26 protein-coding genes are annotated in these 25,402 nt (G+C 68.2%); 12 read left to right on the top strand and 14 right to left on the bottom strand.

What is annotated here, in order from left to right; all coding sequences use genetic code 11:
• Positions 1-192 precede the first annotated feature (192 nt).
• The gene (locus CH42_RS00465) at positions 193-1,107 is read left to right on the top strand and encodes a hypothetical protein (protein WP_053351256.1); all 915 of its coding nucleotides are present in this window, start codon (positions 193-195) and stop codon (positions 1,105-1,107) included.
• Between the two features lie 39 nt (positions 1,108-1,146).
• Here CH42_RS00465 and CH42_RS00460 read toward each other — a convergent pair whose 3' ends face one another.
• The 6 genes from CH42_RS00460 to CH42_RS00430 all read right to left on the bottom strand — a co-directional run bounded on the left by CH42_RS00460 (position 1,147) and on the right by CH42_RS00430 (position 5,738).
• Complete coding sequence (locus CH42_RS00460) at positions 1,147-2,199, bottom strand: Rv2578c family radical SAM protein (protein WP_053351255.1); 1,053 nt, start codon at positions 2,197-2,199, stop codon at positions 1,147-1,149.
• Positions 2,200-2,250: 51 nt separating this feature from the next.
• A complete protein-coding gene (locus tag CH42_RS00455; protein ID WP_053351254.1) occupies positions 2,251-2,556 on the bottom strand; it encodes a chorismate mutase in 306 nt (101 codons plus the stop codon).
• An 11-nt stretch (positions 2,557-2,567) separates the two neighbouring features.
• Entirely contained in the window at positions 2,568-3,854 is a 1,287-nt protein-coding gene (locus CH42_RS00450; protein WP_053351253.1) for an adenylosuccinate synthase, read from the bottom strand.
• A 133-nt stretch (positions 3,855-3,987) separates the two neighbouring features.
• Positions 3,988-4,404 carry a DUF3151 domain-containing protein gene (locus CH42_RS00445; RefSeq protein WP_053351252.1) on the bottom strand — a complete coding sequence of 139 codons (417 nt, stop codon included), beginning with the start codon at positions 4,402-4,404 and terminating at the stop codon, positions 3,988-3,990.
• 40 nt (positions 4,405-4,444) lie between these two features.
• Positions 4,445-5,209, bottom strand: a complete 765-nt coding sequence (locus tag CH42_RS00440; RefSeq protein ID WP_156322417.1) for a hypothetical protein — start codon at positions 5,207-5,209, stop codon at positions 4,445-4,447.
• Positions 5,210-5,249: 40 nt separating this feature from the next.
• Complete coding sequence (locus CH42_RS00430) at positions 5,250-5,738, bottom strand: YajQ family cyclic di-GMP-binding protein (protein ID WP_053351249.1); 489 nt, start codon at positions 5,736-5,738, stop codon at positions 5,250-5,252.
• Positions 5,739-6,021: 283 nt separating this feature from the next.
• On the opposite strand from CH42_RS00430, the gene CH42_RS00425 reads away from it, so the two are divergent.
• The 7 genes from CH42_RS00425 (at position 6,022) to CH42_RS00395 (ending at position 13,095) form a co-directional block, all read left to right on the top strand.
• Positions 6,022-7,401, top strand: coding sequence for a dicarboxylate/amino acid:cation symporter (locus CH42_RS00425; protein WP_053351363.1), 1,380 nt, complete (start codon positions 6,022-6,024; stop codon positions 7,399-7,401).
• A 163-nt stretch (positions 7,402-7,564) separates the two neighbouring features.
• Positions 7,565-7,924 carry a hypothetical protein gene (locus CH42_RS00420; protein ID WP_053351248.1) on the top strand — a complete coding sequence of 120 codons (360 nt, stop codon included), beginning with the start codon at positions 7,565-7,567 and terminating at the stop codon, positions 7,922-7,924.
• Positions 7,917-8,186 (top strand): HPr family phosphocarrier protein, encoded by a 270-nt coding sequence (locus CH42_RS00415; RefSeq protein WP_053351247.1) that lies wholly within the window; start codon positions 7,917-7,919, stop codon positions 8,184-8,186. The genes CH42_RS00420 and CH42_RS00415 overlap by 8 nt, the downstream gene beginning before the upstream one ends.
• A 61-nt stretch (positions 8,187-8,247) precedes the next feature.
• Entirely contained in the window at positions 8,248-9,924 is a 1,677-nt protein-coding gene (gene ptsP, locus CH42_RS00410) for a phosphoenolpyruvate--protein phosphotransferase (protein ID WP_075205164.1), read from the top strand.
• Positions 9,921-11,480, top strand: coding sequence for a PTS mannitol transporter subunit IICB (locus CH42_RS00405; protein ID WP_053351246.1), 1,560 nt, complete (start codon positions 9,921-9,923; stop codon positions 11,478-11,480). The genes ptsP and CH42_RS00405 overlap by 4 nt, the downstream gene beginning before the upstream one ends.
• A gap of 32 nt (positions 11,481-11,512) precedes the next feature.
• Positions 11,513-11,950, top strand: a complete 438-nt coding sequence (locus CH42_RS00400) for a PTS sugar transporter subunit IIA (RefSeq protein WP_053351245.1) — start codon at positions 11,513-11,515, stop codon at positions 11,948-11,950.
• The gene (locus CH42_RS00395) at positions 11,947-13,095 is read left to right on the top strand and encodes a mannitol-1-phosphate 5-dehydrogenase (RefSeq protein ID WP_053351244.1); all 1,149 of its coding nucleotides are present in this window, start codon (positions 11,947-11,949) and stop codon (positions 13,093-13,095) included. The genes CH42_RS00400 and CH42_RS00395 overlap by 4 nt, the downstream gene beginning before the upstream one ends.
• 27 nt (positions 13,096-13,122) lie before the next feature.
• Here the strand turns inward: CH42_RS00395 and CH42_RS00390 are convergent, their stop codons facing one another.
• A complete protein-coding gene (locus tag CH42_RS00390; protein WP_053351243.1) occupies positions 13,123-15,048 on the bottom strand; it encodes a BglG family transcription antiterminator in 1,926 nt (641 codons plus the stop codon).
• A 131-nt stretch (positions 15,049-15,179) separates the two neighbouring features.
• Here CH42_RS00390 and CH42_RS00385 point away from each other — a divergent pair, with 131 nt between their 5' ends.
• Positions 15,180-15,602 (top strand): YciI family protein, encoded by a 423-nt coding sequence (locus CH42_RS00385; protein WP_053351242.1) that lies wholly within the window; start codon positions 15,180-15,182, stop codon positions 15,600-15,602.
• A 38-nt stretch (positions 15,603-15,640) separates the two neighbouring features.
• On the opposite strand, the gene CH42_RS00380 is transcribed toward CH42_RS00385, so the two are convergent.
• The 3 genes from CH42_RS00380 to CH42_RS00370 are packed head-to-tail and all read right to left on the bottom strand — an operon-like array spanning position 15,641 to position 17,618.
• Complete coding sequence (locus CH42_RS00380) at positions 15,641-16,351, bottom strand: hypothetical protein (RefSeq protein WP_053351241.1); 711 nt, start codon at positions 16,349-16,351, stop codon at positions 15,641-15,643.
• Positions 16,348-17,262, bottom strand: a complete 915-nt coding sequence (locus CH42_RS00375; protein WP_053351240.1) for an ABC transporter ATP-binding protein — start codon at positions 17,260-17,262, stop codon at positions 16,348-16,350. Before CH42_RS00375 ends, CH42_RS00380 begins: the two co-directional genes overlap by 4 nt.
• Positions 17,259-17,618 carry a GntR family transcriptional regulator gene (locus tag CH42_RS00370; RefSeq protein ID WP_053351239.1) on the bottom strand — a complete coding sequence of 120 codons (360 nt, stop codon included), beginning with the start codon at positions 17,616-17,618 and terminating at the stop codon, positions 17,259-17,261. Before CH42_RS00370 ends, CH42_RS00375 begins: the two co-directional genes overlap by 4 nt.
• A gap of 211 nt (positions 17,619-17,829) precedes the next feature.
• Between CH42_RS00370 and CH42_RS00365 the strand changes: the two genes are divergently transcribed.
• Positions 17,830-18,648, top strand: a complete 819-nt coding sequence (locus CH42_RS00365) for a siderophore-interacting protein (protein WP_053351238.1) — start codon at positions 17,830-17,832, stop codon at positions 18,646-18,648.
• Positions 18,649-18,766: 118 nt separating this feature from the next.
• A complete protein-coding gene (locus CH42_RS00360; RefSeq protein ID WP_053351237.1) occupies positions 18,767-20,092 on the top strand; it encodes a glutamate decarboxylase in 1,326 nt (441 codons plus the stop codon).
• 230 nt (positions 20,093-20,322) lie between these two features.
• On the opposite strand, the gene CH42_RS00355 is transcribed toward CH42_RS00360, so the two are convergent.
• The 4 genes from CH42_RS00355 to CH42_RS00340 are packed head-to-tail and all read right to left on the bottom strand — an operon-like array spanning position 20,323 to position 24,057.
• Positions 20,323-20,961 carry a response regulator gene (locus tag CH42_RS00355; RefSeq protein ID WP_053351236.1) on the bottom strand — a complete coding sequence of 213 codons (639 nt, stop codon included), beginning with the start codon at positions 20,959-20,961 and terminating at the stop codon, positions 20,323-20,325.
• Entirely contained in the window at positions 20,961-22,238 is a 1,278-nt protein-coding gene (locus CH42_RS00350; RefSeq protein ID WP_053351235.1) for a sensor histidine kinase, read from the bottom strand. Before CH42_RS00350 ends, CH42_RS00355 begins: the two co-directional genes overlap by 1 nt.
• Positions 22,239-22,276: 38 nt before the next feature.
• Complete coding sequence (locus CH42_RS00345; RefSeq protein WP_082309192.1) at positions 22,277-23,179, bottom strand: ABC transporter permease; 903 nt, start codon at positions 23,177-23,179, stop codon at positions 22,277-22,279.
• Positions 23,176-24,057: an ABC transporter ATP-binding protein gene (locus CH42_RS00340; RefSeq protein ID WP_053351234.1), complete on the bottom strand. Its 882-nt coding sequence runs from the start codon at positions 24,055-24,057 to the stop codon at positions 23,176-23,178. Before CH42_RS00340 ends, CH42_RS00345 begins: the two co-directional genes overlap by 4 nt.
• Before the next feature lie 261 nt (positions 24,058-24,318).
• Between CH42_RS00340 and CH42_RS00335 the strand changes: the two genes are divergently transcribed.
• On the top strand, positions 24,319-25,392 hold the full coding sequence (locus CH42_RS00335) for a threonine aldolase family protein (RefSeq protein ID WP_053351233.1): 1,074 nt from the start codon (positions 24,319-24,321) through the stop codon (positions 25,390-25,392).
• The last annotated feature ends 10 nt before the right edge of the window (positions 25,393-25,402 follow it).

The raw sequence follows: 25,402 nt of genomic DNA, 5'->3' as shown, positions 1-25,402 counted from the left end.
GCGACGATCGGGCGCGTTCGGGTCAACCCCAGAACCCCCAGCGGCATCCGCGCGTGCGCGAGCCGCAAACTCCTCAACCCAACCAGAGAGTCGACCTATCGCATGCGTAAACATGCAAGACTTCACCCGGCTTTTCACCCGCGGGTGATCTCGGCCGCGGCTTGAGCGCACCCGCCGCGTTACACTCGCTGGGTGCCCCGCCCCGCTCCGCTCCTGTTCGACGACTGGCACCCCCGGGCCGCTGCGCACGAGGCCCGCACCGACGCGCTCACGGCTGCGCATCGCGATCGCCGCCTGCGGCGTGAATCGCACCCGGTCGAAGACTTTCTCTGGACGTACTACTCCGTGAAGCCGAGTGAGCTGCGCCGCTGGCATCCCGGGGCCGGGGTGTCTCTCTCTGAGGCTCCGGATCGCGCCTCCTGGCGCCACTACCGAGTCGAGGGCGGCGTCGCGTCGGTCGACGTCATCGCCTTCTTCGCAAAGCGCGGCGGCACGGTCGACTACATCGAACAATTGCTCACCGCGACGCGCGAACGCACACCGCGCTTCGGCTGCTTCGGGCTGCACGAGTGGGCGATGGTCTACCGAATGACTCCCGAACAGTTGCGGCACACGCGACTGCCGCTGCGCATCGGTCACGCCGCCACCGATGCCGTCGTCGAGACGCACACCATCGGCTGCTCGCATTTCGACGCGTACCGCTTCTTCACCGACGAGGCGCACCCGCTCAACACGATGCAGCCGACGCGCGCGAACCAGGTCGAAACCGAACAGTCGGGCTGCCTGCACGCGGGCATGGACCTCTACAAGTGGGCCGGCAAGCTGGGGCCGATCGTGCCGGGCGACGTGCTGCTCGACGCGTTCGAACTCGCACGCGACATTCGCGAGGTCGACATGCGGGCCTCGCCCTACGACGTGAGCGCGTTCTCCGGCACCGACGGGCACTCCCTCACTCCGGTCGCGATCGAGACCGCCGCGGGCAAGCGCGAGTACACACAGCTGCAACGCGCATTCGCGGAGCGGGGCGATGCGCTACGCGTTCGAGTGCTCGACGCGATTACTCGGGCCCGCGCGGCGCTCGACGCGGAAACACGCCAAACGGCCTGACGCGTCCGATTCCGCGCCCGCACCACTCTGCTCGCTGCTTCAGAACAGTGTCGGGGTAGGTGCGCCGGGCGTTGTCACGGCGTCGCGCGGGCCCGGCATCGTGACGGATCGCGACGATCCGCTGCGGTCAAGCCCGTACTGGCGCATGAGCGGTCGAATGCGGCCGGCGAGTTCCATGCGGTAGGCCTGCGGTGCTCGGCTCGCCGTGCCCGGGTAGAGCGAGCGATAGAGCGGCAGCAACTCGGGGTGCTCGCGTTCGACCCAGCTCATAAACCACGGCTTCGCGTGCGATCGCAGGTGCAGCGCCCCGTACACGACCGATCGAGCCCCTGCGTCGCGAATGTCGCGCAGCAGCGGGCGCAACTGTGCGATCCCGTCGGTGAGGCCGGGCAGCACCGGCATCAGAAAGACGTCTGGGATGAGACCGGCATCGCGTGCCGCGGCGATGGTGTCGAGTCGCGCCCGCGTCGACGGGGTGCCCGGCTCGATGGATCGCTGCAGCGCATCGTCGCCGACCGCGATCGACATCGCGAGCTCGACGGGCACACGATCACTCGCCTCGGCCAGCGCCGGGAGATCACGGCGCAACAGCGTGCCCTTCGTCAGAATCGACATGGGTGTACCGCTGCGCGCGAGCGCCGCGATGATGCCGGGCATCAGCCGATACCGGCCTTCGGCGCGCTGGTACGGGTCGGTATTGGTGCCGAGCGCTACGCACTCGCGCTGCCAGCTCGGGCGCATCAGTTCGCGCCCGAGCACCTCGGCAACGTTCACCTTCACCACGATCTGCGCATCGAAATCTCGACCGGTGTCGAAGTCGAGATACCGGTGCGATCCGCGCGCGAAGCAGTACACGCACGCGTGCGAACAGCCCCGATAGGGGTTCACCGTCCAGGAGAACGGCATCGATGAGGCGCCGGGCACCCGATTCAGTGCGCTTTTCGCGAGCACCTCGTGAAACACCGCGCCCGCGAACTCGGGCGCGCGCACGGTGCGCAGGTGCCCGGGGAGTGCGGCGAGCTGCCCCACTTCCATGCCGGGCAACGCGCCGTCATCTGACGACGCCGCCACTGATTGTCCGCTCCACCTCACGTCATTATTCGAACATATGTTCGAATAATGCGCAAGCGCGCCGCAGTGCAACTATGCGGAATTGCGCTCGTCGGCGATCTGCGTGTGGTGCTGAATCACCTCGGCGACGACGAAGTTGAACCACTTCTCGGCAAACTCGGGGTCGAGGTGGGCGTCTGCAGCGAGCGATCGCAGCCGCTCGATCTGCCGCGCCTCACGACCGGGATCAGCGGCGGGCATCTCGTGCTCGGCCTTCAGCTGCCCAACCTCCTGGGTGCAGCGAAAGCGTTCGGCCAGCATGTGCACCAGTGCCGCGTCGATGTTGTCGATGCTCGACCGCAGGCGATCCAGCCGCTCTTGCGGAGAGTGCGCGCTCATCGCGCCGCCGCTCAATCGAGCAGGTCGTGGAGCACCACGACCTGCTCCCGCTCGGGGCCGACACCGACGGCCGAGATGCGCGCACCGCTGATGCGCTCGAGCGCGACGATGTAATCTTGCGCGTTCTGCGGCAGGTCTTCGAAGCGGCGCGCACCCGAGATGTCCTCGTTCCAGCCCGGGAACTCCTCGTAGATCGGCTTCGCGTGATGGAAGTCGCTCTGGTTCACCGGCATCTCATCGTGCCGCACGCCATTGACGTCGTAAGCGACGCACACGGGGATGGTCTTGAGCCCCGAGAGCACGTCGAGCTTGGTGAGCACGAAGTCGGTCACCCCGTTGATGCGTGCTGCATAGCGCGAGATCGGAGCGTCGTACCAGCCGCATCGCCGCGGGCGACCGGTCGTGGTGCCGAACTCGAAGCCCTGCTTCCGCAGGTAGTCGCCCGACTCGTCGAAGAGTTCGGTCGGGAACGGGCCGGCACCAACGCGCGTCGTGTAGGCCTTGACGACCGAGATCACGCGGTCGATCGCGTGCGGGGGCAGCCCGGAGCCCGTGCTCGCGCCGCCGGCGGTCGCGTTCGACGACGTGACGAACGGGTACGTGCCGTGGTCGATGTCGAGCATCGTCGCCTGGCCGGCCTCGAAGAGCACCGTCTTCTCGTCTTGCATTGCCTCGTGCAGCAGGAGGCCCGTGTCGCAGACCATCGGCTCGAGCATCTCGCGGTAGCTCAGCAGATCTTCGACGACCTCGTCGGCCGAGATGGCGCGGCGGTTGTAGATCTTGACGAGCACCTGGTTCTTGAACTCGAGCGCGGCCTCGACCTTCTGACGCAGGATGCCCTCATCGAAGATGTCTTGGATGCGGATGCCGACGCGGTTGATCTTGTCGGCGTACGCCGGGCCGATCCCGCGCCCCGTCGTACCGATCTGGCGCTTCCCGAGGAACCGCTCCGTGACCTTGTCGAGCGTGCGGTGGTAGGCGGTGATGACGTGCGCGTTGGCGCTCACCTTGAGACGAGAGACGTCGACGCCGCGACCACCGAGCGCTTCGAGCTCGCCGCGCAGCACCTCGAGGTCGATGACGACGCCGTTCGAGATGACGGGGGTGACACCCGGGGTGAGAATGCCCGACGGGAGCAGGTGGAGCGCGTACTTCTCGTCACCGACCACGACCGTGTGGCCGGCGTTGTTGCCGCCGTTGAACTTGACGACGTAGTCGACGCGGCTGCCGAGGAGGTCGGTCGCCCGACCCTTGCCCTCGTCGCCCCACTGGGCACCGGTGATGAGCACTGCGGGCATTTCAGCCCCTTCCTTCGACATCGGCAGTTACCGAGCCAGTCTACCGAAGGGGCGTCGAGACGCGAGGTTTCGCCGACCTGGGCGGTGCGACGGGCACGGTCGGGGTGCGGGATCAGCGCGCGTCGCGCAACCGTCAGTCTCCGGCTTCGATGCGGTCGATCGCCGAGTCGTCAGCCCCGTTCAAGAACTCGGTGAGGCGTTCGACCTCGCTCTGCTCACCGATGCGCCCCGCGGCTCGGCGCAACGCGTACAGTGCGCGCAGCACCCCACGATTCGGCTCATGCGACCAGGGCACGGGACCCGCACCGCGCCACCCCGACTTGCGCAACGCATCGAGCCCGCGATGGTACCCCACCCGCGCAAAGGCGTACGACTCGAGCTCACGCCCGTCAGCATCAGCGGCTTCGGCGAGCAGCGCCCAGGCCAGCGGTGATTCGGGGTGCGACCGCACGACCGTTTCGACGGGCTGGCCCGCTTCGAGCGCGGCGTCGACCGCGGTGTCAGCAGCGAGCAACGTGGGTTCGGGGCCGAGAAGATTGGTGCCGATCATGCAGTCAGTGTAGCGACGCCGCGCTTGCGTCGTGCCACTCTCAGGCCTGCAACTGGATCGACATCAAGATGCGCTTGAGCGTCGCATATTCCTCGGACTGCATGAATGCCTCGGCCTCAGCGCGCGTCGCGAAACTCCGACCACTCGAGGTGCTGTCGACCTGCATGAAGTCGGCTGCCACCACCATCGTGGACTCACTGCCCACCGCTCCCCCGAGCAGCAGGTTGTAGTACATGCAGGCATCACGCGGAGTCGAGTTCGCGAGCGACAGACTGGCCACGGCACCGTCACCGAGGTTCGAGACCCGGTACACGAAACGCACGGGAGTGGTCGGCGTACCGGCCGGATCGGCCGCGGCCGGGGCGAACCCGGCGATCTCGACCGGCGCCGAATCGAGTTCCTCGAGGTGCAGCGTCGCCATTTCACCCGTGCATGCGCCACCGATCCCCGTCACTCGGTTGGAGAAGTAGAGCTGGCCGACACCGGCCGCATCGACGATCTGTGCCTGAAAGAACCCCATGTCGTCATAGGCCGAGGGCAGATGCACGAGCGACCACCCCGGTGGCAGCTCGAAACTCACCGGGCCACGGGCGTCACCCGAACGCACCCACGAATCAGGTGTGGGCGCGGGCGTCTGCGTGGGCTCCGGCGTGGGTTCCGGGGTTGCGGTCGGAGTGACCGACGGCGATTCCGACGTCGGCGGCGCCGAGGTCGCTACGGGATCGGGCGTCGGTTCGGCTGCACAGCCGGCGAGCAGGATCGCGCCGCTCAGCGCCAGCGCAGCGCAAACAGAAGAGATTCGCATGCGCTCACCGTAACGCGCGCGGGCTCAACGTGGGGAGGGACTAGCGGTAATTGACGAACTGGAGCGCGACGTCGATATCGGCGCCCTTGAGCAGCGCCATCGTCGCCTGAAGATCATCTCGGCTCTTCGAGGACACGCGAAGCTCGTCGCCCTGAATCTGCGACTTCACACCTTTCGGCCCCTCGTCGCGAATCAGCTTGTTGAGCTTCTTCGCGGTCGCCTGATCGATGCCCTCCTTGAGCTGGGAATCGATGCGGTACTCCTTGCCGCTGGCGTAAGGCTCGCCGGTGTCGAGCGACTTGAGCGAGAGGCCCCGCTTGATGAACTTCGAGTGGAGCACGTCGAGCACCGCGTTCGCGCGCTCTTCGGTGTTCGCCTTGATCTGGATCTTCTCGCCCGTGAGGGTCACGTCGGCACCCACGCCCTTGAAGTCGTAGCGCTGCTCGACTTCCTTGCGGGCCTGGTTCACCGCATTCTCGACCTCCATCGAGTCGATCTTGCTCACCACGTCAAACGAAGAATCAGCCATGCGACCAGAGTAATCGAATTGCGCGTCGCGCTGTACCCGGCACCGACCACACGCGATTCCAGTGCGCATTGAATCAGCAAAGGTGATGTGAACTATAAAAATCTTGAATGAGTTGCTAGGCTGTTGGGGTTCATCGGGGGAACACCGCAGCACCGCCGTCACTGGCGAGAGCGCGCTCTCCGGCCCACCGGCCGGCGGTTCCCCGCGCCCGCAGTCGAAAGGATTCTTCACCGTGTCCACCACCCAGGCAGCCCCTCAGCAGGCACGCCGCTTTCCGCGCTGGATGACCAACTTCGGTTGGCAGATCCTCGCAGCCCTCGTCGTCGGCCTCGTGCTCGGTGGCATCGCGATGTCGCTCGGCCCCGATGCCGAGGGCAACCCCAACGGGCTGCACGCGACGCTCTCGACCATCGGCAGCAGCTACGTCTCGCTGCTGCGCGCGGCAGTCATTCCGCTCGTCTTCACCGCGATCGTGTCGAGCATCGTCGGTCTGCGCAAGGTGACGAACGCCGCGCGTCTCGCCGGTCAGACGCTGCTGTGGTTCGCGATCACCGCCCTCATCGCGGTGACCATCGGCATCGTGCTCGGCGTGACCTTCCGCCCGGGCGCCTCGGCCTCGCAGACGGCACTAACCCCTGAGGCACCGCACTCGGTCGGCACCTGGTGGAACTTCCTGATCGGCCTTGTCCCGTCGAACTTCCTCGGCCTCGGGGTATCGGGCAGCGTCACCGAAGGCGCGTTCAGCGGCAGCGCCAGCTTCAACGTGCTGCAGATCATCGTAATCTCGGTCGCGGTCGGCATCGCCGCACTCAAGATCGGCGAGAAGGCCGAGCCGTTCATCGCACTCACCGAATCGGCGCTCGCCATCATCCAGAAGGTGCTGTGGTGGATCATTCGCATCGCCCCCATTGGCACGATCGGCCTCATCGGCAACGCCGTCGCCGAGTACGGCTGGGACAAGATGGGGTCGCTCACCTGGTTCGTCGCCGTGCTCTACATCGGTCTCGCGCTCGTGCTGTTCGTCGTCTACCCGATCCTGGTGAAGGCGCATGGCCTCTCGGTCAAGCAGTACTTCTCGGGAGTTTGGCCCGCAGTGCAGCTCGGGTTCGTGAGCCGCTCCTCGATCGGCACGCTGCCGCTGACGCAGCGCGTGACCGAGCGCAACTTCGGCGTGCCCCGCGGGTACGCGTCCTTCGCGGTGCCGCTCGGCGCCACCACCAAGATGGACGGTTGCGCCGCGATCTACCCCGCAGTTGCTGCGATCTTCATTGCGCAGTTCTTCGGCATCGATCTCACCATCGTGCAGTACCTACTCATCGTGGTCGTCTCGGTCGTGGGTTCCGCAGCTACCGCCGGCACCACCGGTGCCACCGTCATGCTGACGCTCACGCTGTCGACGCTTGGCCTGCCGCTCGAGGGCGTGGGCCTGCTACTCGCGGTCGACCCGATCATCGACATGGGCCGCACCGCGGTGAACGTCGCGGGCCAGGCGCTCGTGCCGACGATCGTCGCCAAGCGCGAGGGCATCCTCGATCTCGACCTCTACAACGCACCGCGCCAGGGAGTCGCATTCAGCAACGACGACGCTGACGAGCGCGAGGGCACGCAGGCAGACGCCGCTGAGCAGTCTGCAGCCGCCGAACGGGAGACCACCCGCGCGTAGGCGCTCCGGCGACGCACCACCTCGAAGCCTCGTTCCGGCCACCGCCGGAACGAGGCTTCCGTCGTTTCCGGAAGATTTTCCGCCCGCGCGGAAAAGACCTTATTGGCGAGCATCGCCGCACCGGCAGCACAATGAGGTCGACCCTGGCAAAGGAGGCGGAATCATGCAGGAGAAAGCGCGCGTACTGCTCGTGTGCGGCGCTGGCGCGTCCAGCCAGTTCATCGCCCTGCGTCTCCGCGGCCGACTTGCTGAGCACGATCCGGCCATCTCCGTCACGGCGATCCCGTTCGATCTGCTGCCCGAGCAGCTCTCGTCAAGCACCGCGTCCGCGCTCGTCTATCTGGGCCCGCATCTCGCGCCCGAGGCCACCGCGCTGCGCACGGCCCACCCCGATGCACGCGTCATTGTCATGACCGACGCCGAGTACGGCGACGCGACCGGCGCACTGCCGCATCAACGCATCGCCGCAGAACTTCACCTCCCCGACCCCCGCTCCCCTCGAGAAAGCACCGATCATGGCTGAACGCAGCACCACCGTCCGATCCGCACACGGCCTCCACGCCCGCCCCGCGGCCCTCTTCACGCAGGCGGTCGCCGCGACCGGATCCGCAGTCACCATCCAGAAGGCGGGCGGCTCACCCGTTGACGCGGCGAGCATTCTCGGTGTGCTCTCGCAGGGCATCAACCACGGCGACGAGGTCGTGCTCACCGCCACGGGCGGCGACGAGGAGGCGGCGCTCGACACGCTCATCGCGCTGCTCGAAACCGACCACGACGAGGCCTGAGGCCGATCCCGCACCGGGCCGCGCACAGCGGCCCCATCCATCCGTCTCCGAGGAGGACCCCATGCAGCTGACCGGCACCGGCATCGGACGCCGCACCATCACCGGCCCGGCCGTCCGGATGCCCGACCCGTTGCCCGCTCCGGCGAGCACGCCGAGCACGCTCGGAGCGGAGGCCGAGCTCGGCCGCGCGACCGACGCACTCGCCGGGGTCTCAGCCGAGCTCGCCGAGCGCGCTGATCGCGTCAGCGGTGCCGCGCAGGGCGTGCTCCTCGCGCAATCGCAGATGGCGAACGACCCCGCGCTGCGCACTGAGGTGCAGCAGTTGCTCGACGGCGGAGCCACCGCCGAGTCAGCCGTATTCACCGCATTCGCCGCCTACCGCGACATGCTGCTCGGCCTCGGCGGCTATCTCGCCGAGCGCGCGACCGACCTCGACGACATCTCGCAGCGGGTGCGCGCTCGCCTGCAGGGTCTCCCGGCACCCGGCGTTCCCGATCCGGGCCACCCGTTCGTGCTCGTGGCGACCGACCTCGCGCCGGCCGACACCGCCTTGCTCGACCTGGCGCAGGTGCTCGGCCTCGTGACCAGCGAGGGCGGGCCCACCTCGCACACCGCGATTCTCGCCCGCGAGCAGTCGCTCCCGGCGCTCGTCGGGGTCAGCGGCGCCGAGGGCATCACCGACGGTCAGACGCTGATCGTCGACGCGGCGGCAGGCACCGTGGTCGTCGATCCGACAGACGCAGAAGTCGCGGCGGCGCAGGATCGCATCAGCGCACTCGACGAGGCCGCCTCGGCCCCCATCACACCGGGCGCTCTCGCCGACGGCACCCTCGTGCCACTGCTCGCGAACCTCGGCAACCCTTCGGGTGTCGCCCGCGCCGTCGAGCTCGGCGCCGAGGGCGTCGGCCTCTTCCGCACCGAATTCCTCTTCTTGGACGCCGACCGCGCCCCGACCGTCGCCGAGCAGCAGGAGCAGTATCGCGCCGTGCTCGCCGGGTTCCCGGGCCAGAAGGTGGTCGTGCGCCTGCTCGACGCCGGCGCCGACAAGCCGCTCGCGTTCTTGAACGACGCGCACGAAGAGAACCCGGCACTCGGCGTCCGCGGGCTTCGCGCACTGCGCACCCACGAGTCGATCCTGCGCGACCAGCTCACGGCACTCGCGGCGGCCGATGCCGAGACCGACGCCGATCTGTGGGTCATGGCGCCCATGGTCGCGACGGTCGAAGAGACCGAGTACATCACCGCGCTCGCCCACGAGCTCGGCCTACGCACGGCCGGCGTCATGGTCGAGGTGCCGTCGGCAGCACTGCTCGCCGACCATGTGCTCGCGGCCACCGACTTCGCATCGATCGGCACGAACGATTTGACGCAGTACACGCTCGCCGCCGACCGCGTGCTCGGTTCGGTGGCGCAGCTCCAAGATCCGTGGCACCCCGCCGTGCTGCAGCTCGTCGCTCGCGTCGGCGCTGCAGGACGCGCGCACGGCAAGCCCGTCGGTGTCTGCGGCGAAGCCGCCGCCGATCCGCTGCTCGCCGTGGTGCTCGTCGGCCTCGGCGCCACCTCGCTGTCCATGTCCCCGGCCGCGCTCGCAGATGTGCGCGCCGAACTGGCGCTGCACACCCCGACCCAGGCGCAGGCCCTCGCGGCCCTCGCTCTGCAGGCGTCCGGCGCAGCCGAGGCGCAGGCGGCGGTCCGCGCCGCCATCACCCACACCCATCACGAAGGAACCGACGCATGACCACCCAGACCACTCCCGCCAGCGGCGGGACCCGAATCGCAGTGCAGCGATTCGGCACCTTCCTCTCCGGCATGATCATGCCGAACATCGCGGCGTTCATCGCCTGGGGCTTCATCACCGCCCTGTTCATCAAGGACGGTTTCCTCCCCGTTCCCGAGCTCGGCGGCTTCCCCAGCGCCGATGGCACTGAGCACACCGGCCTCGTCGGGCCGATGATCACCTATCTGCTGCCCCTCCTCATCGCGAACACCGCCGGCCGCATGGTCTACGACACCCGCGGCGGCGTGGTCGCCACGATCGCCACCGTCGGCGTCATCGTGGGCTCCGACATCCCCATGTTCCTCGGCGCCATGATCATGGGTCCCCTCGCGGCCTGGCTCATGAAGCAGGTCGACAAGATCTGGGACGGCAAGATCAAGGCCGGCTTCGAGATGCTGGTGAACAACTTCTCCGCCGGCATCCTCGGCATGCTGCTGGCCATCGTCGGCTTCTTCGCCTTCGGCCCGGCGTTCGCCGCGGTGTCGAAGTGGCTCGAGACGGCGGTCGACTGGCTCTACGGCATGGGGCTGCTGCCGCTGCTCTCGATCATCGTCGAGCCCGCCAAGGTGCTGTTCCTCAACAATGCCATCAATCACGGCGTCTTCACCCCGATCGGCACGCAGCAGGCCCTCGAGACCGGTAAGTCGATCCTCTTCCTCGTCGAGGCGAACCCCGGCCCGGGCCTCGGCATCCTGCTCGCCTTCTCGATCTTCGGCGTCGGCATGGCCCGCGCCTCGGCTCCGGGAGCCGCCATCATCCACTTCTTCGGCGGCATCCACGAGATCTACTTCCCCTACGTCCTCATGAAGCCGATGATGATCATCGCTGCGATCGCCGGCGGTGCGACGGGTGTCGCGACCAACGCGCTCTTCGGCAGCGGCCTGCGCGCCCCCGCAGCGCCCGGCTCGATCATCGCGGTACTCGCCCAGACCGCCAGCGACAGCTACGTCGGTGTGATCCTCTCGGTCGTGCTGTCGACGCTCGTGTCGTTCCTGATCGCCGCGGTGATCCTGCGCGCCTCGCGGAAGCGCGACCTGGCTACGGAGGGCGCGGGCGACCTGAGCGGGGCCATCGCCCAGACGCAGGCCAACAAGGGCAAGGAGAGCTCGGTGCTCGGCGGCCTCGCGGGCTCCGGCGCCGCGACTGCCGCCGCATCGACTCCGGCTGCGGTCGCCGTGGCTGAGGCCGACGCCGCGGGCGCAGACGCCCCGAGCGCCCCGATCTCGAAGATCATCTTCGCCTGCGATGCGGGCATGGGATCGAGTGCCATGGGTGCCACCGTGCTTCGTAACAAGCTGAAGTCGGCCGGGATCACCGGCGTCGAGGTCACTAACCGTGCCATCGCGAGCCTGAACCCCGGCGACGCGCAGCTCGTCGTCACCCACCGCGACCTCACCGAGCGCGCACGCACCCGCATTCCGGAGGCGCTGCACGTGTCGGTCGAGAACTTCATGGCGAGCCCCCGCTATGACGACGTGATCAACCTGGTCGGGCGATCCTCCGCCGACCAGGCCTGAGCGCCCGCACCCGCTACGAAAGGAACCACCCCATGTCTGAGATTCTGAGCCCGCAGAGCGTCGTCGCCGCCGGAACCGCGCGCGACCGTGACTCCGCGATCCGCGAAGCCGGTGCGCTGCTCGAGTCGGCGGGCGCCGTCTCGCCGGCGTACATCGACGCGATGCTCGAGCGGGAGGCCTCCGTGTCGACCTACATGGGCAACTTCCTGGCGATCCCGCACGGCACGAACGAGGCGAAGGGCGAGATTCGTCGCTCGGCGCTCTCGTTCGTGCGGTACGCGGAGCCCATCGACTGGGATGGCAACGACGTGCGGTTCGCCGTCGGCATCGCCGGCCAGGGCGATGAGCACCTCGAGATCCTGTCGAAGATTGCGGTGCTGTTCTCGGATGCCGACGCGGTCGAGCGCCTGCTCGCACTGCCCGACGCCGAGTCGCTCACCGCCGCACTGAGCGAGGTGAATGCGGCGTGACCGCCGTCCACTTCGGCGCCGGCAACATCGGTCGCGGCTTCGTCGGATTCCTGCTCGGCCGCGCCGGGTACGAGCTCGTCTTCGCCGACGTCAACGCGGAGCTGATCGGGGCGTTGGCCGCCGCCGAAAGCTACCGAGTGCACGAGGTCGGCGCGGAGTCGCAGACCCACGAGGTGACGGGCTTCCGGGCAATCGACAGCAGCGCCGACGCCGGTGCGGTGGCGCGCGAGATCGCCGCAGCAGAGATCGTCACCACCGCGGTGGGCCCGAACATTCTGCGCTTCATCGCCCCGCACATCATTGCGGGCCTGCGCGAGCGGCCCGCTGACGCTCCCCGACTCGCCGTGCTCGCGTGCGAGAACGCGATCGGCGCGACCGACCTGCTGGTCGAGCAAATGCGGGCGCTCGTGCCCGCCGATGAGTGGGATGCGCTCGCCGCGCGGGCCGTCTTCGCGAACACGGCGGTCGACCGCATCGTACCCGTGCAAGATCCGGGCGCGGGCCTCGACGTCACCGTCGAGACCTACTTCGAGTGGGCGATCGAGTCGGGTCCGTTCGGCGACGGCCGGCCCGAGATCCCCGGCGTCACCTGGGTCGAGCGCCTCGAGCCGTACATCGAGCGCAAGCTGTTCACCGTGAACACGGGCCACGCGACGACCGCATACGTGGGGCGTCGCGCTGGGTACTCAGCGATCTCTGAGGCGATTGTCGCCCCGGAGGTGCGCGAGCGAGTGCTCGCCGCACTGCGCGAGACGAAAGAGCTGCTCGTGCGCGAGCACGGCTTCGACCCCGACGAGCAGGAGGCTTATCTGCAGCGCATCCTCGTGCGCTTCGAGAACCCGCACCTCACCGACACCGTGCAGCGCGTTGGGCGGCAGCCGCTGCGCAAGCTCTCGCGCCACGAGCGCTTCATCGAACCGGCGAGTCGACTCGCGGCGCTCGGCGTGCAGCCCACGGGTCTCCTCGCCGCCGTCGACGCGCTCCTCGCGTTCGACGTCGCAGACGACCCCGAGAGCGTCGAGCTGCAGCGCCTGCGCACCGAGCTCGCACCCGCAGAGTTCGTGCAACGCACGACCGGCATCACCGGCGGAGACCCCCTGTTCGCGGAGCTCGTCGCGGTCGTGGCAGGATCCGCCGCCACATAGCGCTCCCCCGTCGGCGAGCCGGAGCCACTAGGGTTCCGGCTCGTCGATGAGCAGCGCCAGTTGTTCGACGAGGCTCTCGAAGTCGGTGACCGTGCGCCGCAGGTGCGTCACGCGACCTGGCTGGGAGAACACGCCAACGAGCTGCTCGAACAGGCTTTGGAACAGGCCGCGATCGGCCCGGGCGAACGCGATCTGGCACACCAGGTGCACCTCGGCACCATTCCACGCGATCGGCGTATCCGAGAGCAGCACGGCGATCGCGGTGCGCCGCGCCTCCATCGTCATCGTGTGCGGCACCGCGACGGCGTCGGCGAACACCGTCGACGACATGCGCTCGCGTTCGAGCACGCCCGGCACGAAGTGCTCGTCCACGACGCCCGCGGCCGCCATCGACGCCCCGAGCGCGGTGATCGCCTCGGTCGCATCCGCGACACCCGGCGGGTTGCGGAAGAACATGTCGGGGCTGAGGTGCTGCAGCAGGTGCAGTCGGGTGCTCTCACGCCGACGACGGCGCTTCACGCCGCGGATCATGCGCCGCAGCCGCTGCACGTCGGTGTCTGAGAAGAACGGTTCGATGAGCAGCACCGAGTCTTTGTAGGCCGACGGGGGAACCGTGGTCACGATCAGCTCAGTGCTGAGCTGCTCCCACGAAGCCTCGGCGCTCGAGACGACCGCCGCGATCTCGATCTCGGTGCCGAACGCGGCCTCGATGCGGTCGCGCAGCAGCTGGTGCATGCCGTAGTAGTTCGGGCACACGAGCGTGCAGCTCACCGGCCACTCGTCGCCGGCGTCGCGCATCATGTGCGCACCGACGTGCAGCGCGATATAGGCGATCTCGTCGTCGTCGAGCGACACGTCGAAGGCCTGCTGCAAACCGCTCGCGATGTAGACGGCGACGTCGTAGACCACGGGGTACCCCGATTTGATCGCAGCCGTCACCGGGTTGTGCTGCACGGCGCGATCGCGGGATCGGGCGAGCACGTTCGACACGTGCGCGGTCAGGCGCTGCAAGAACTCCTCGCCGTCGAGCGGCACCGAATAGTTGCGCGCGGCCGTGGCGACGACGTCGCGAACGACGTGCTCGACCTCGGGCGACGGGCCCCCGGCCCCCAGGTGACGCGCGACCGTCGGAGTCGCGGCCCGCGAGCTCAGCATCACCGTGGCCTGCACGAGCTCGGCCTCCGGGATTGCTGGCGCGACGTGGCGCTCCAGCAATGTTTGCAAGATCTCGCGCAGCAGCTGCTCGTGCGGCGCCAGTTCCTCGCGCACCGGCCGATCGAGCACGCGCCCCGCACGGATGCGCACCGCAGCGACCACGAATTCAAGGAGTACGTCGGGCAGCGTCAACTCGTTGACTTGGAAGCCGTTGGCGTCGAGAGCCGCACTCAACTCGCGGTTCAGAGCGGGGAGACCGGGAACGCCGAACTCGGCAGCGATCTGCGCGAGATTCAGGTACCCCGAGGCGTGCGCGTCGCGGTGCATCCGAGCGATGAGGCGACGGCGCTCCGGCTCGTCGCCGCGCACCACCAATCGCCCGCTGACACGCGCGAGGGAAAGGCCGTGCTCGGCCAGGAGGGAGCGCAGCGACGGGAGTTCGAGTTCGACAGTTGGATCGCTGACGTGGAACCGCTCGGCCAGGTCTGAGACGGTCGGCGCCTGGTCGTCCGTCGGATCGAGCAGCGCTTGAGCGAATTGCAGTGTGCGCACCGGGCGTCGGGCGCCGTCTTCTCGAGGCAGCGATAGTGCCGCGAACGCAGCGGCTTCGATGCGGTAGCCGCGATCCGACGATGCAATCAGTGCGTCCCCGTGATCCTGCTTCAGCGTCGAGACATAGTTGCGCACGGTGCGAGTGCTGACGCCGAGCGCATCGGCGAGTTCGAGCGCCCCGGCCCAGTCGTCGCGGTCGGCGAGCAGCCGCAGCAGGCGGCTGTGCTTGTCCGAGATGGTCGCCACCCCTCCACTGTACGGCGTCGCGCTCGAGGCGCCGGTGCAACTCTGGCGTTCAGAGCCTTGCCAGTGTCGGTGGTCCGTGTCAGAGTCAGAACCACCGACCACGGGCGTGGCCCCAGCCGAACGGAGACCCCATGCAGTTCATGCTCATCATGCGTGCGACCGACGAAGCCCTGGCCGCCGCGGCCGAGGTTCCCTTCACCGAGATGATCGAGCGGGTCGGCCGCTTCAACGAGGCCATGATCGAGGCGGGCGTCATGGCCGGCGGCGGCGGGCTTGCACCGGCCGCAGAGGGCCGGGTCGTCGACTTCTCCACCACCCCGCCCACCATCATCGAGGGCGGGTACGGCACGACGGAGTCCCGCTTCAACGGGTACTGGATCATCGATGTGCCCAACATTGACGACGCGGCCGAGTGGGCCGCGCGCGCTCCGCTCGACCCGGGCAATCAGCTCGAGGTGCGCCGCATTCCCGGGGCCGACGAGTTCCCCGAAGACAACGAGTGGGTGCAGAAAGAAAAGGAATGGATCGAGCAGGGCCAGGCTGACGCGCACTGACCCTGCTCGATCTCACCCGCGAGGCGGCTGCCGTTCGCTCAGCGCACGGCAGCCCGTCGCATCGCGAACCAGGTGACGGCGAGCGCCGCGACGATCACGGCGATCGCTCCGATGGCGAGCCCGCCGCGAGTGACGCCGGCGATCAGCTCGGGCAGTTGGGGCGCGAGCAGCAACAGCAGCACCGCCAGCACGAGGCCGAGACTCGCCCCGACAATCGCGGGCCCCTTCGCGCCGAAGCGTACCCAGATCGCTCCGAAGAATCCGCCGATCGTCAGGCAGAACCACACACCCAAGAACGCGGTCACGCCGAGCACCCACGGGTTTCCGGCACCCACCGCGTAAGTGTCGAGCACGTACACCGAGGCGAACCAGTGCCCCGTGGCGAGTTCGATGCCGAGCAGCACCACCAGCAGCACCGCGATGTAGAGCGACTGCAGCAGATTCGCGAGCGCCGTGCCGAGAATGAAGTTGCGCCGCGTCGTGCCGAGTGCCAGCGCGAACGGGTAGGTCGTTGCGACGGCCTGCACGCCGTAGTAGATGAGGAATCCGGGCAGCGACCAGACGATTCCGCTGTTCCAGCGCGCACCCTCGATGTAGTCGGCGGTGCTGGTCGCACCGCCCGCGCGCTGAATGGCGAGCGCGATGACGACCGAGACGACCATCACCAGCGCGAGAATCACGACGGGAACTCCGATGAAGCTCCCGAGCTTGTTGGTGTGGAGCCTCGTGACTTTCACAACGCGGTTCATGCTGCGCTCCGTTCTGTGTGCAGTTCGGCCGGGGCGTCCGTCGCGGTGTCGCCGAGGCCGTACGCGGCGACAAGATCTTGCAGTGAGACGGAGCTGAGTTCGAGGCCGCCCGCGGCGGCGCGATGGTCGGCGGTGAGGCTCTCATCGACGACCGCGGTCGCGAGACCGCCGATGCGTCGCCGCGAGAGCACCGGACGCCCGACGAGGAAGGCGTCGACCTCGCTCGACTTGCCCGCGACCTGGAAGGCGCTCCCCCGCATCTCATCGACGTCGTCGTGCCGCACGACGCGACCCTGATCGATCACGATGACTCGTTCGAGCAGTCGGTCCATCTCGTCGATGAGGTGCGTCGACAGCACGATGGTGCGCGGGTGCTCCGCATAGTCGTGCAGCAGCTCATCGTAGAAGATCGCTCGGGCGGTCGCGTCGAGTCCGAGGTACGGCTCGTCGAAGAACGTGATCGGTGAGCGTGAGGCCAAACCGAGCACGATGCCGAGCGCCGAGAGCTGACCGCGCGAGAACTTCTTGATCACCGGCTTCTCCGGGATGCGGAATGCCTCGATGAGGCGGTCGGCCGTGGCCTGCTCCCAGTTGGGGTACGAGAAGCGCGCCGCACGAATAGCCTGCTTGAGCGTGTAGTCGTCGGGATAGCGCTGGTTGTCACGCACGAAGCACATCTGCTCGATCGTCTCGGCGCGTTCGAACGGGTCGTGCCCGCCGACGGAGACGCTGCCCGAGCTGGGGCGATCCTGCGCGGTGATGAGTGACATGAGCGTGGTCTTGCCCGCGCCGTTGCGGCCGAGCAGCCCGGTGATGGTGTTGGCGTGAATCTGCACCGTGACGTCGTCGAGCGCGGTGCCGCCGCGGTACCTGCGCGTCAGGCCGCGGGTGTCGATGGCGATCTGGTTCATTGTTCCGTTTCCTGTTCGATCAGTCGGATCACGTCGGTGGGGCCGAGGCCGAGTGCTGCGGCTTCGGTGAGCAGTGGGCGCACGAAGCGTTCGGCGAGCCCTTCCTGCCGTTCTGCGGCGATGCGGGCGCGGGCGCCCGGCGACACGAACATGCCGATGCCGCGTCGTTTGTAGAGGATCTCCTCGTCGACGAGCCGGCCGAGCGCCTTGCCCGCCGTGGCGGGGTTGATGCGCATGTGCGCGGCCAGTTCGTTCGTCGAGGGAACCTGTTCGTCTTCGTCGTAGGTGCCCCGCAAGATGTCGTCGGCGAGGCGGTCGGCGAGCTGGAGGAAGATCGGTCGATTGTCGTCGAACACTCCTCACCTCGTTTCGGTCGGGGCCGCTGCGACGTCGGGCCCGACATCGCAACTTCCTGGGTTAGTTACTTCACTAATGAACCTAGGCACCAAGCAACACATTGTCAAGCACCCTTGCGCAATATTCATCTGATGAACTAGCGTGGGGGTGCCTCGGCGCGTGTGCAGCGCGCCCGGGCGCCAACGCTTCCCCGCACGACGAAGGACCCGCATGCCCGCCAGCAATATCGCCGTCGCCCACGCCGACACCGGACTCGTCACCGCCGAGGTCGTGCGGGCTGATCGCATCTCGCCGAACTTCGTGCGGCTGACGGTCGCCGGCGATGAGCTGGCACGGTGGCGCGACCTCGGCTTCGATCAGTGGTTCCGCCTCGCGATCCCGGTCGCCGGCGACGCCACGCGCTTCGATCGCATGGCCGACAAGTTCGACATGCGCGGGTACCTGAAGTTCCTCACCCTTCCGAAGGCCACGCGTCCCGAGATCCGCAATTACACGGTGCGCGAGTTCCGCGCCGATGCGCGCGAGATGGACATCGACTTCGTCGTGCACGAATCCGATGATCCCTCGCACGCGGGCGTCGCCGCACCCTGGGCCGCGTCGCTGCCCATCGGCGCGCGCGTCGCCCTCATCGACCAGGGCTGCGGGTACCGCACCGTCGAGAACGCCGACCGCGTCGTGCTCGTCGGCGACGAGAGCGCGCTGCCCGCGGTGCTCGGCATCCTGCGCGATCTGCCGCGAGACGCGGTCGGGCACGCCATCATCGAGGTACCGAGCGATGAGGATCGCCAGCCAGTCGAAGCTCCCAGCCGCGTCTCGGTGCAGTGGCTCGTGCGCGAGCACGGCGCGCGCCCCGGCGCCGCGGCGCTCGACGCGCTGCGGGCGCTCCCCGTCGAGGCGACCGAGGGCACGGTATCGGCGTTCGTCGCCGGAGAGCAGCAGCTCGCCACTGGCGGGCGCCGCTTCCTCGTGGGCGAGCGCGGCGTCGCCAAGCAGGCCATCGATTTCTGCGGATACTGGCGCGATCGCTGAGCATCGCCTCCGGTTCACCACCCGCCTCTGGATTCCCGGTCGCTTGCCTCACTAGGGTGAGCAGCACGGCGAGGCTCCTCCCAGTGCCTCGACCACACCGGGCAGAAGGAGATCCGCCATGTTCCGCGATGCCGCACCGAAACGACGCATTCCCGATCGCGGCATGGAGCCACGCGACGCCTACCACGCCGTGCATGACGAGACCATGCTCGACGGGAACGCACGCCTGAATCTCGCCACGTTCGTCACCACCTGGATGGAAGACGAAGCCGCCGAACTCTACCGCGACGCGTTCGACAAGAACATGATCGACAAAGACGAGTACCCGCAGACCGCCGAGATCGAGCAGCGCTGCCAGCGCATCATCGCCGACCTCTGGAATGCCCCTGACCCCGATGCGGCACCGGCGACCTCGACGATCGGCTCCAGCGAGGCGTGCATGCTCGCCGGCATCGCCCTGAAGCGACGGTGGCAGCATCGGCGCGAGGATGCCGGGCTCGACACCGTTCGGCCGAACCTGGTGATGTCGAGCGCCGTGCAGGTGTGCTGGGAGAAGTTCTGCAATTACTTCGAGGTCGAGGCGCGGTATGTGCCGGTATCGGCGGATCACCCGGCCCTCGACGGCAGCGCGCTCGACGCGGTCGTCGACGAGCACACGATCGGCGTCGTCGGCATCCTCGGCGTGACCTACACCGGAGCGTACAAGCCGATCGCCGAGATCGCGGCGGTGCTCGACGAGATCGAACGCGCGCGAGGCATCGACGTGCCGATTCACGTGGACGCCGCGTCGGGCGGCATGGTCGCGCCGTTTGTGCAGCCGCCCCTCGAGTGGGACTTCCGCGTGCCCCGAGTCGCATCGATCAACACGTCGGGCCACAAGTACGGCCTCGTGTATCCCGGCCTCGGCTGGGTGGTCTGGCGCGACGCCGAAGCGCTGCCCGAGTCGATGGTGTTCCGCGTCAGCTACTTAGGCGGCGACACCCCGACGCTCGCGCTCAACTTCTCGCGCCCCGGGGCGCAGGTACTGCTGCAGTACTACCTGTTTCTGCGTCTCGGCCGAGCCGGCTACACCGAGGTACAAGAGGGCTCGCAGCGAGTCGCCCTGCACCTCTCCCACGCCATCGGCGAGATGCCGGCGTTCGAGCTCGTCAGCGACGGGTCGACGATCCCGGTGTTCGCTTGGAAGCTGCGTGAGGGGCACACCGATCGCTGGACGCTCTACGATCTCTCCGATCGCCTCCGCATGCGCGGATGGCTCGTGCCGGCGTACCCGCTCCCGGCTGATCTCGGGGAGGTGACGGTGCAGCGCATCGTTGTGCGACACGGGCTCACTCTCGACCTTGCGGAGTCACTGCTCGACGTGATCCGGGAAGAGACCGCGTATCTCGACTCGCTTGAGGCCCCGCTGCCTCGCCCCACCGCGCACCCCGCGTTCACGCACTGACGGACTCAAGGTGTGAATAACATCGGCGTAATTCTCCACAGGGGTGTGGATGACTGTGAATAACTCTGGGAGAGCACCTCGCCGAATTACGTCGAGATCCGCATCATTCCGGGGTTGTTGACCCATCGCAGGATGTGAATTACATGGGTGTAATTACTCACAGCGCCGGGTGCGTGCTCAGGGAGTGTGTGGGGATAACCGGGCGTCGGCCGCCCTCCCGCGCGCCCGCGTCAGATGAGGCGAAGCTCCATCGCGCGGGTGACCGCCCGCGTGCGATCAGATACGCCAAGCTTCTCGTATATCCGCAGCAGGTGGGTCTTGACCGTGGATTCGCCGATGAACAATCGACCAGCGATCGCGGGGTTGCTGAGCCCCTCGGCGACGAGGCGCAGAATCTCGGTCTCTCGAGGCGTCAACCGAATCGGCGCACCTGCGTTGCCCGGCGCTCCGCCTGCTGCGCGCAGCACCAGTTGCGCGGCGATCGACGGGGCCAATACCGTCTGCCCCGCCGCCACCGCGCGCACCCCGGCCGCAAGCTCCTCAGCGGGTGCCGCCTTCACCAGGTATCCGTTCGCCCCGGCCTCGATCGCGGCCAGAATCTGATCGTCCTCCTCATACGTCGTGAAGACGAGCACCCGTGGCGCCGCATCAGCGAGATGCACCAGACGACGCGTCGCCTCCACCCCGCCCATACCGGGCATCCGCAGATCCATCAACACCACATCGGGTTCGGCCTCGGCGACCAGTGCGAGTGCCTCCTCACCCGAGGACGCCTCGCCGACGACGACGAAATCGGGCTCCGTGGCGAGCAAGCCCGAGATCCCCGACCGCACGATCGGGTGATCGTCGACGACCAGTATCCGCACCATCACTGGGCCTCCCGTGACTCACGTGTGTCTGATGGAGGTGCGAGTGTGGCAATCGGCAACCGTGCTTCGAGACGAGCCCCGCGCTTCGGGCCCGCGCCGAAGCGCACGGATCCTCCCGCGCCGCGGAAGCGATCGGCCAACCCGGTCAGCCCGTAGCCGCCAACCTCCGCACCGCGCGCACTCTCTGGAGCCGGCCCGACCCCGTCGTCGTCGACCCGCAGCACCGCTTCAGCGTCGATGCACACCAGCGTCACCTGCACCGAAGCTGCGCGGGCATGCTTGCGAGCATTCGAGAGCCCCTCTTGGGCGGCGCGCAGCAGCATGACCTGATGCTCACGGTCGAGAGCGACGCCGCCCGGCATCGCGTATTCGCACCGCACCTCGAGATCGGTATCGGCCCGCAATCGTGCGGCGGTGCGCTCGAGCGCCGCTTCCAACCCACCATCGCCGAGCGGCTGCGTCGTCGCGACCAGTGCACGCGCCTCTTGCAACGAATCCCGCGCCGCAGAGCGCACGCGGTCGAGCCGATCCCGAGCCACGACCGTATCGCCGGCGGCGAGCGCCCGATCCGCCTGCTCGCTGAGCATGACCAATCCCGTCAGCGTCTGCGTGAGAGTGTCGTGCAAGTCGCGCGAGAGCCGCTCGCGCTCCGCCGCCGCACCCGCGGCCTCGGAGAGCGAGGCGACTTCGCGCTGCGAACGGCGCAAGGCTTCGGCCACCTCGCGATGCCGCTCCCCCGCGGCGAAGATGCGCGTGATCCAGGTGCCCATCGCTACCGCGAACACGAATGAGACCGCCTGCACCGCGACTGCCGCGCCGATGCTGCTTCCGCCGCCTATCGACAAGCCGAAACGCACGAAACCGAAGCCGAGCGACACCGCCAGCACCGCGCACCAGAGCACTGCCCAGCGGTAGCTTCGCGCGATGGTCCAGATGATCGGGTAGCCGATCGCTTGCAGTGTCGCGTATGACGGCACGATTGCCGTCGCAATGCCCATCAGCACGACGAGCCCGACGAGGAACACGGTGTCGCCGACGCTCGCCGGCGCATCGCGGATCGCCCGGCGCATCGCAGAGCGGCCGACCGCGGCATACCAGAGCGCGATCGCGACCAGGGCGCCGAACGTCAGCACCACCTCGGTCGCCGTGAGCTCAGTCGCCGGAGACAGCCCCATCGTTCCGGCGCCCGCCATCACAACGAGCGTCAGGGCCACGCCCGCGTCCCACCACCGCAGCGGATGCGCCTCTGCGGCGGTGGGAGCCTCCGGAACCGTCATGCGTTCACTCTCTCACGAGCGGCGCTCACGACCGGCGCTCACGAGCGGCGCTGCCATCTGAACGTGACGAGGCTCAGCACGAGACCGACCACCAGCCAGATGCCCAGATTCAGTGCGACGAGCCCCAGATCCCACGATTCGCCAAGCTCTTGCAGTTTAAAGTGATCGGGCAAGAACACGGATCGCATGCCTTGCGCCAGCCACTTCAGCGGGAACAGACCGGCCACCTGCTGCAACCAATCGGGCAGCATCGAGAACTGCAGATATACCCCCGAGATGAACTGCAGCAGCAGCACGATCGGCAGAATCACGGCGGTTGCGCTGCGCGACGAGCGCGGCAGTGCCGACAGCGCGACACCGAGCAGGGCCATGGCGATGATCCCGAACCCGAACAGCCAGGCGAAGCGCAGCCACAGTTCGGGGTCGGTGGGCAGTTCGACCTGGAAGGCGACAACCGCGAACGCGGCGAGCAGTGCGAATTGCGCCAGCGCGGTGACGAGGATCATGCCGATCTTGCCGATGAAGTAGCTCACGGGTGAGAGCGGGGTGCCGCCGAGTCTGCGCAACCAGCCGTCGCTGCGCTCGCGCGCAATGTCGGTGGCGAGGTTCTGCACGCCGATGAGCAGGAGCCCCGCGGCGGCCATGCCCGGCAGGTAGTACGCCGCCATCGTCACACCGCCCGTACCATCGGGCAGGGTGCCGACGTCGCCCGCCGACTGGAACGCCACCCCGAAAATGCCGAGCATGACGAGCGGAAACAGGAAGGTGAAGAAGACGGCGTCGGGAGTGCGGAAGTAGCCGCGCAGCTCGAAGCCGATGTTGGCGATGCCGGCGCGCAGGATCCCTGGGCCCCGACCCCCGGCCGCCGAGGGGGTGCCCGCGTCGGAGCCGGAGCGAGCTGCGGCGTGAGCGCCCTGCGCCGTCGTGTCGTTCGTGCTCATCGTTCCGCTCCGTTCGCGCCGATCAGTTCCAGATAGATGTCTTCGAGCGCCGGCCGGCGCACCTCGAGCTCCGCGGGGCCCGTCTCGACCCCGATTTCACGTGCTTTGCGCACGAGCCGCTCGACGAGCAACCCCGGCGCCGACGTGCGCTCTTCGTGGCGCACCCCCGCGGCATCACGCCACGTCACGATCGGCGTGCGTGCATCTGCCCCGCCGAGCTGATCGGGAGTCGCCTCGGCCACGATGCGCCCACCCGACAGCACGCCCACGCGATCCGCCAGGTACTCGGCCTCGTCGAGGTAATGCGTGGTGAGCAGCACCGCGGCCCCCTCCACGGTCAAGCCTTCGAGCATTGCCCAGAACTGGCGTCGCGCCTCGGGGTCGAAGCCCGTCGTCGGCTCGTCGAGGAAGACGAGTTCAGGTCGCCCGACGATGCCGAGCGCCACATCGAGTCGCCGCTGCTGGCCGCCCGACAGCTTCGTCGCACGTGTCTTGGCGTGTTCGGTGAGTCCCACGAGATCGAGCACCTCGTCGACTCCCCGCGGATTCGAGTACAGGGCCGCGAAATGCGTGATGAGCTCGCGCGGCGTGTACGGCCCCAGATCGCCCGTCGACTGGGCGACGATGCCGATCCGCGACCGCCAACTGCGCGGCGCGCCGAGCGGATGTTCGTCGAGCACGCGCACCTCACCCCGCGTCGCCTTGCGCACCCCCTCAAGCACCTCGATGGTGGTGCTCTTGCCCGCCCCGTTCGGGCCGAGCAGCGCGTACGTCTCGCCGCGAGCGATGTCGAGGTCCACGCCGTCGAGCACGACGCGGTCTCCGTAGTGCTTCGTGAGGCCGCGCACGCTGACGGCGGATCCGGTTCTCTCGTTCATGCTTCCAGCCTGCCGCGCAGCGCGGCGCCCCGGAACGACCGTTCGACTGATTCGGGGGTCCACCGATCGGTGGACCCCCGCCCCCGACCTCTGAGCTGGCACCTCTCCCGTCGCACCGGAAAAATTCCGTCGTGCGGTTTCCACCGGTTTCCCCCTCCGATTGACACAATTTCTCCGTCGCGACGAAACGCCGCTGCGAAGCCTCCCCGCCCCGAGCCCCCGCCCACCAGCACCACAGCCCCCGAGTCGTAGGCTGAACCCATGAGCCAGCACGCCGCCGCCACCGAATCCACCGACTCCGAGGCATCACGTGCCTTCGCCTCCGACAACTGGTCGGGCGCGCACCCCGAGGTGATCGAGGCGATTGCCCGGGCGAATGCGGGGCACGTGGCGGCCTATGGCGGCGACCCGTACACGGCACGCTTCCAGGAGGTCGCGCGGCAGCACTTCGGCGCCGACGCCGAGGCCTTTCCGGTGTTCAACGGCACGGGCGCGAACGTGCTCGCGCTGCAGGCGGCGCTGCCTCGCTGGGGCGCCGTGATCTGTGCGCGCACCGCCCACATCAACACGGACGAGGCCGGCGCCCCCGAGAAGACCGGCGGACTCAAGCTCTTCGGCATCGACACCCCCGATGGCAAGCTCACCCCCGAGCTCGTGTCTCGCGAGGCCTGGGGCTACGGTAGCGAGCACCGCTCACAGCCGCTCGCCGTCTCGATCTCGCAGGTCACCGAACTCGGCACGGTCTACACCGCCGACGAGATCCGCGCGCTCGCCGATCAGGCGCACGAACTCGGCATGGTGTTGCACGTCGACGGATCGCGCCTCGCCAACGCCGCCGCCCATCTCGGCACGACGCTCGGCGCACTCAGCACCGAGGCCGGCGTCGACCTGCTCAGCCTCGGCGGCACGAAGAACGGCCTGCTCGGCGCCGAGGCCATCGTCGTGCTGCGCCCGGGTGCCGCCTCAGGCATCCCGTTCTTACGCAAGATCGACCTGCAGCTCGCCTCGAAGATGCGGTTCATCTCAGCGCAGCTCGTCGCACTCTATGAGGGCGATCTCTGGCTGCGGTCGGCGTCGCGCGCGAACGAGATGGCGCAGCGCCTCGCCGCTGGCCTTCGTGCGCTCGAGGGCACCGTGCCCGGGCTCCGGATCGCCCAGCCCGTCGAATCCAACGCCGTGTTCGCAGAGCTCCCCGCTGAGGTCGCTGCCCGGGCGCAGGCGCAGTTCGTGTTCGGGGCGTGGCCGACGCAGCCAGGGCTCTATCGCCTCATGTGCGCGTTCGACACGACCGAGGCCGACGTCGACGCGCTGCTTGCCGCGCTCAGGGGCGCGTAAACCCGCCCAC

This window comes from Leucobacter musarum subsp. musarum, assembly GCF_001273845.1.
In the GTDB taxonomy this organism is placed as follows: domain Bacteria; phylum Actinomycetota; class Actinomycetes; order Actinomycetales; family Microbacteriaceae; genus Leucobacter; species Leucobacter musarum.
This window is presented reverse-complemented; position numbering and strand designations above follow the sequence as displayed.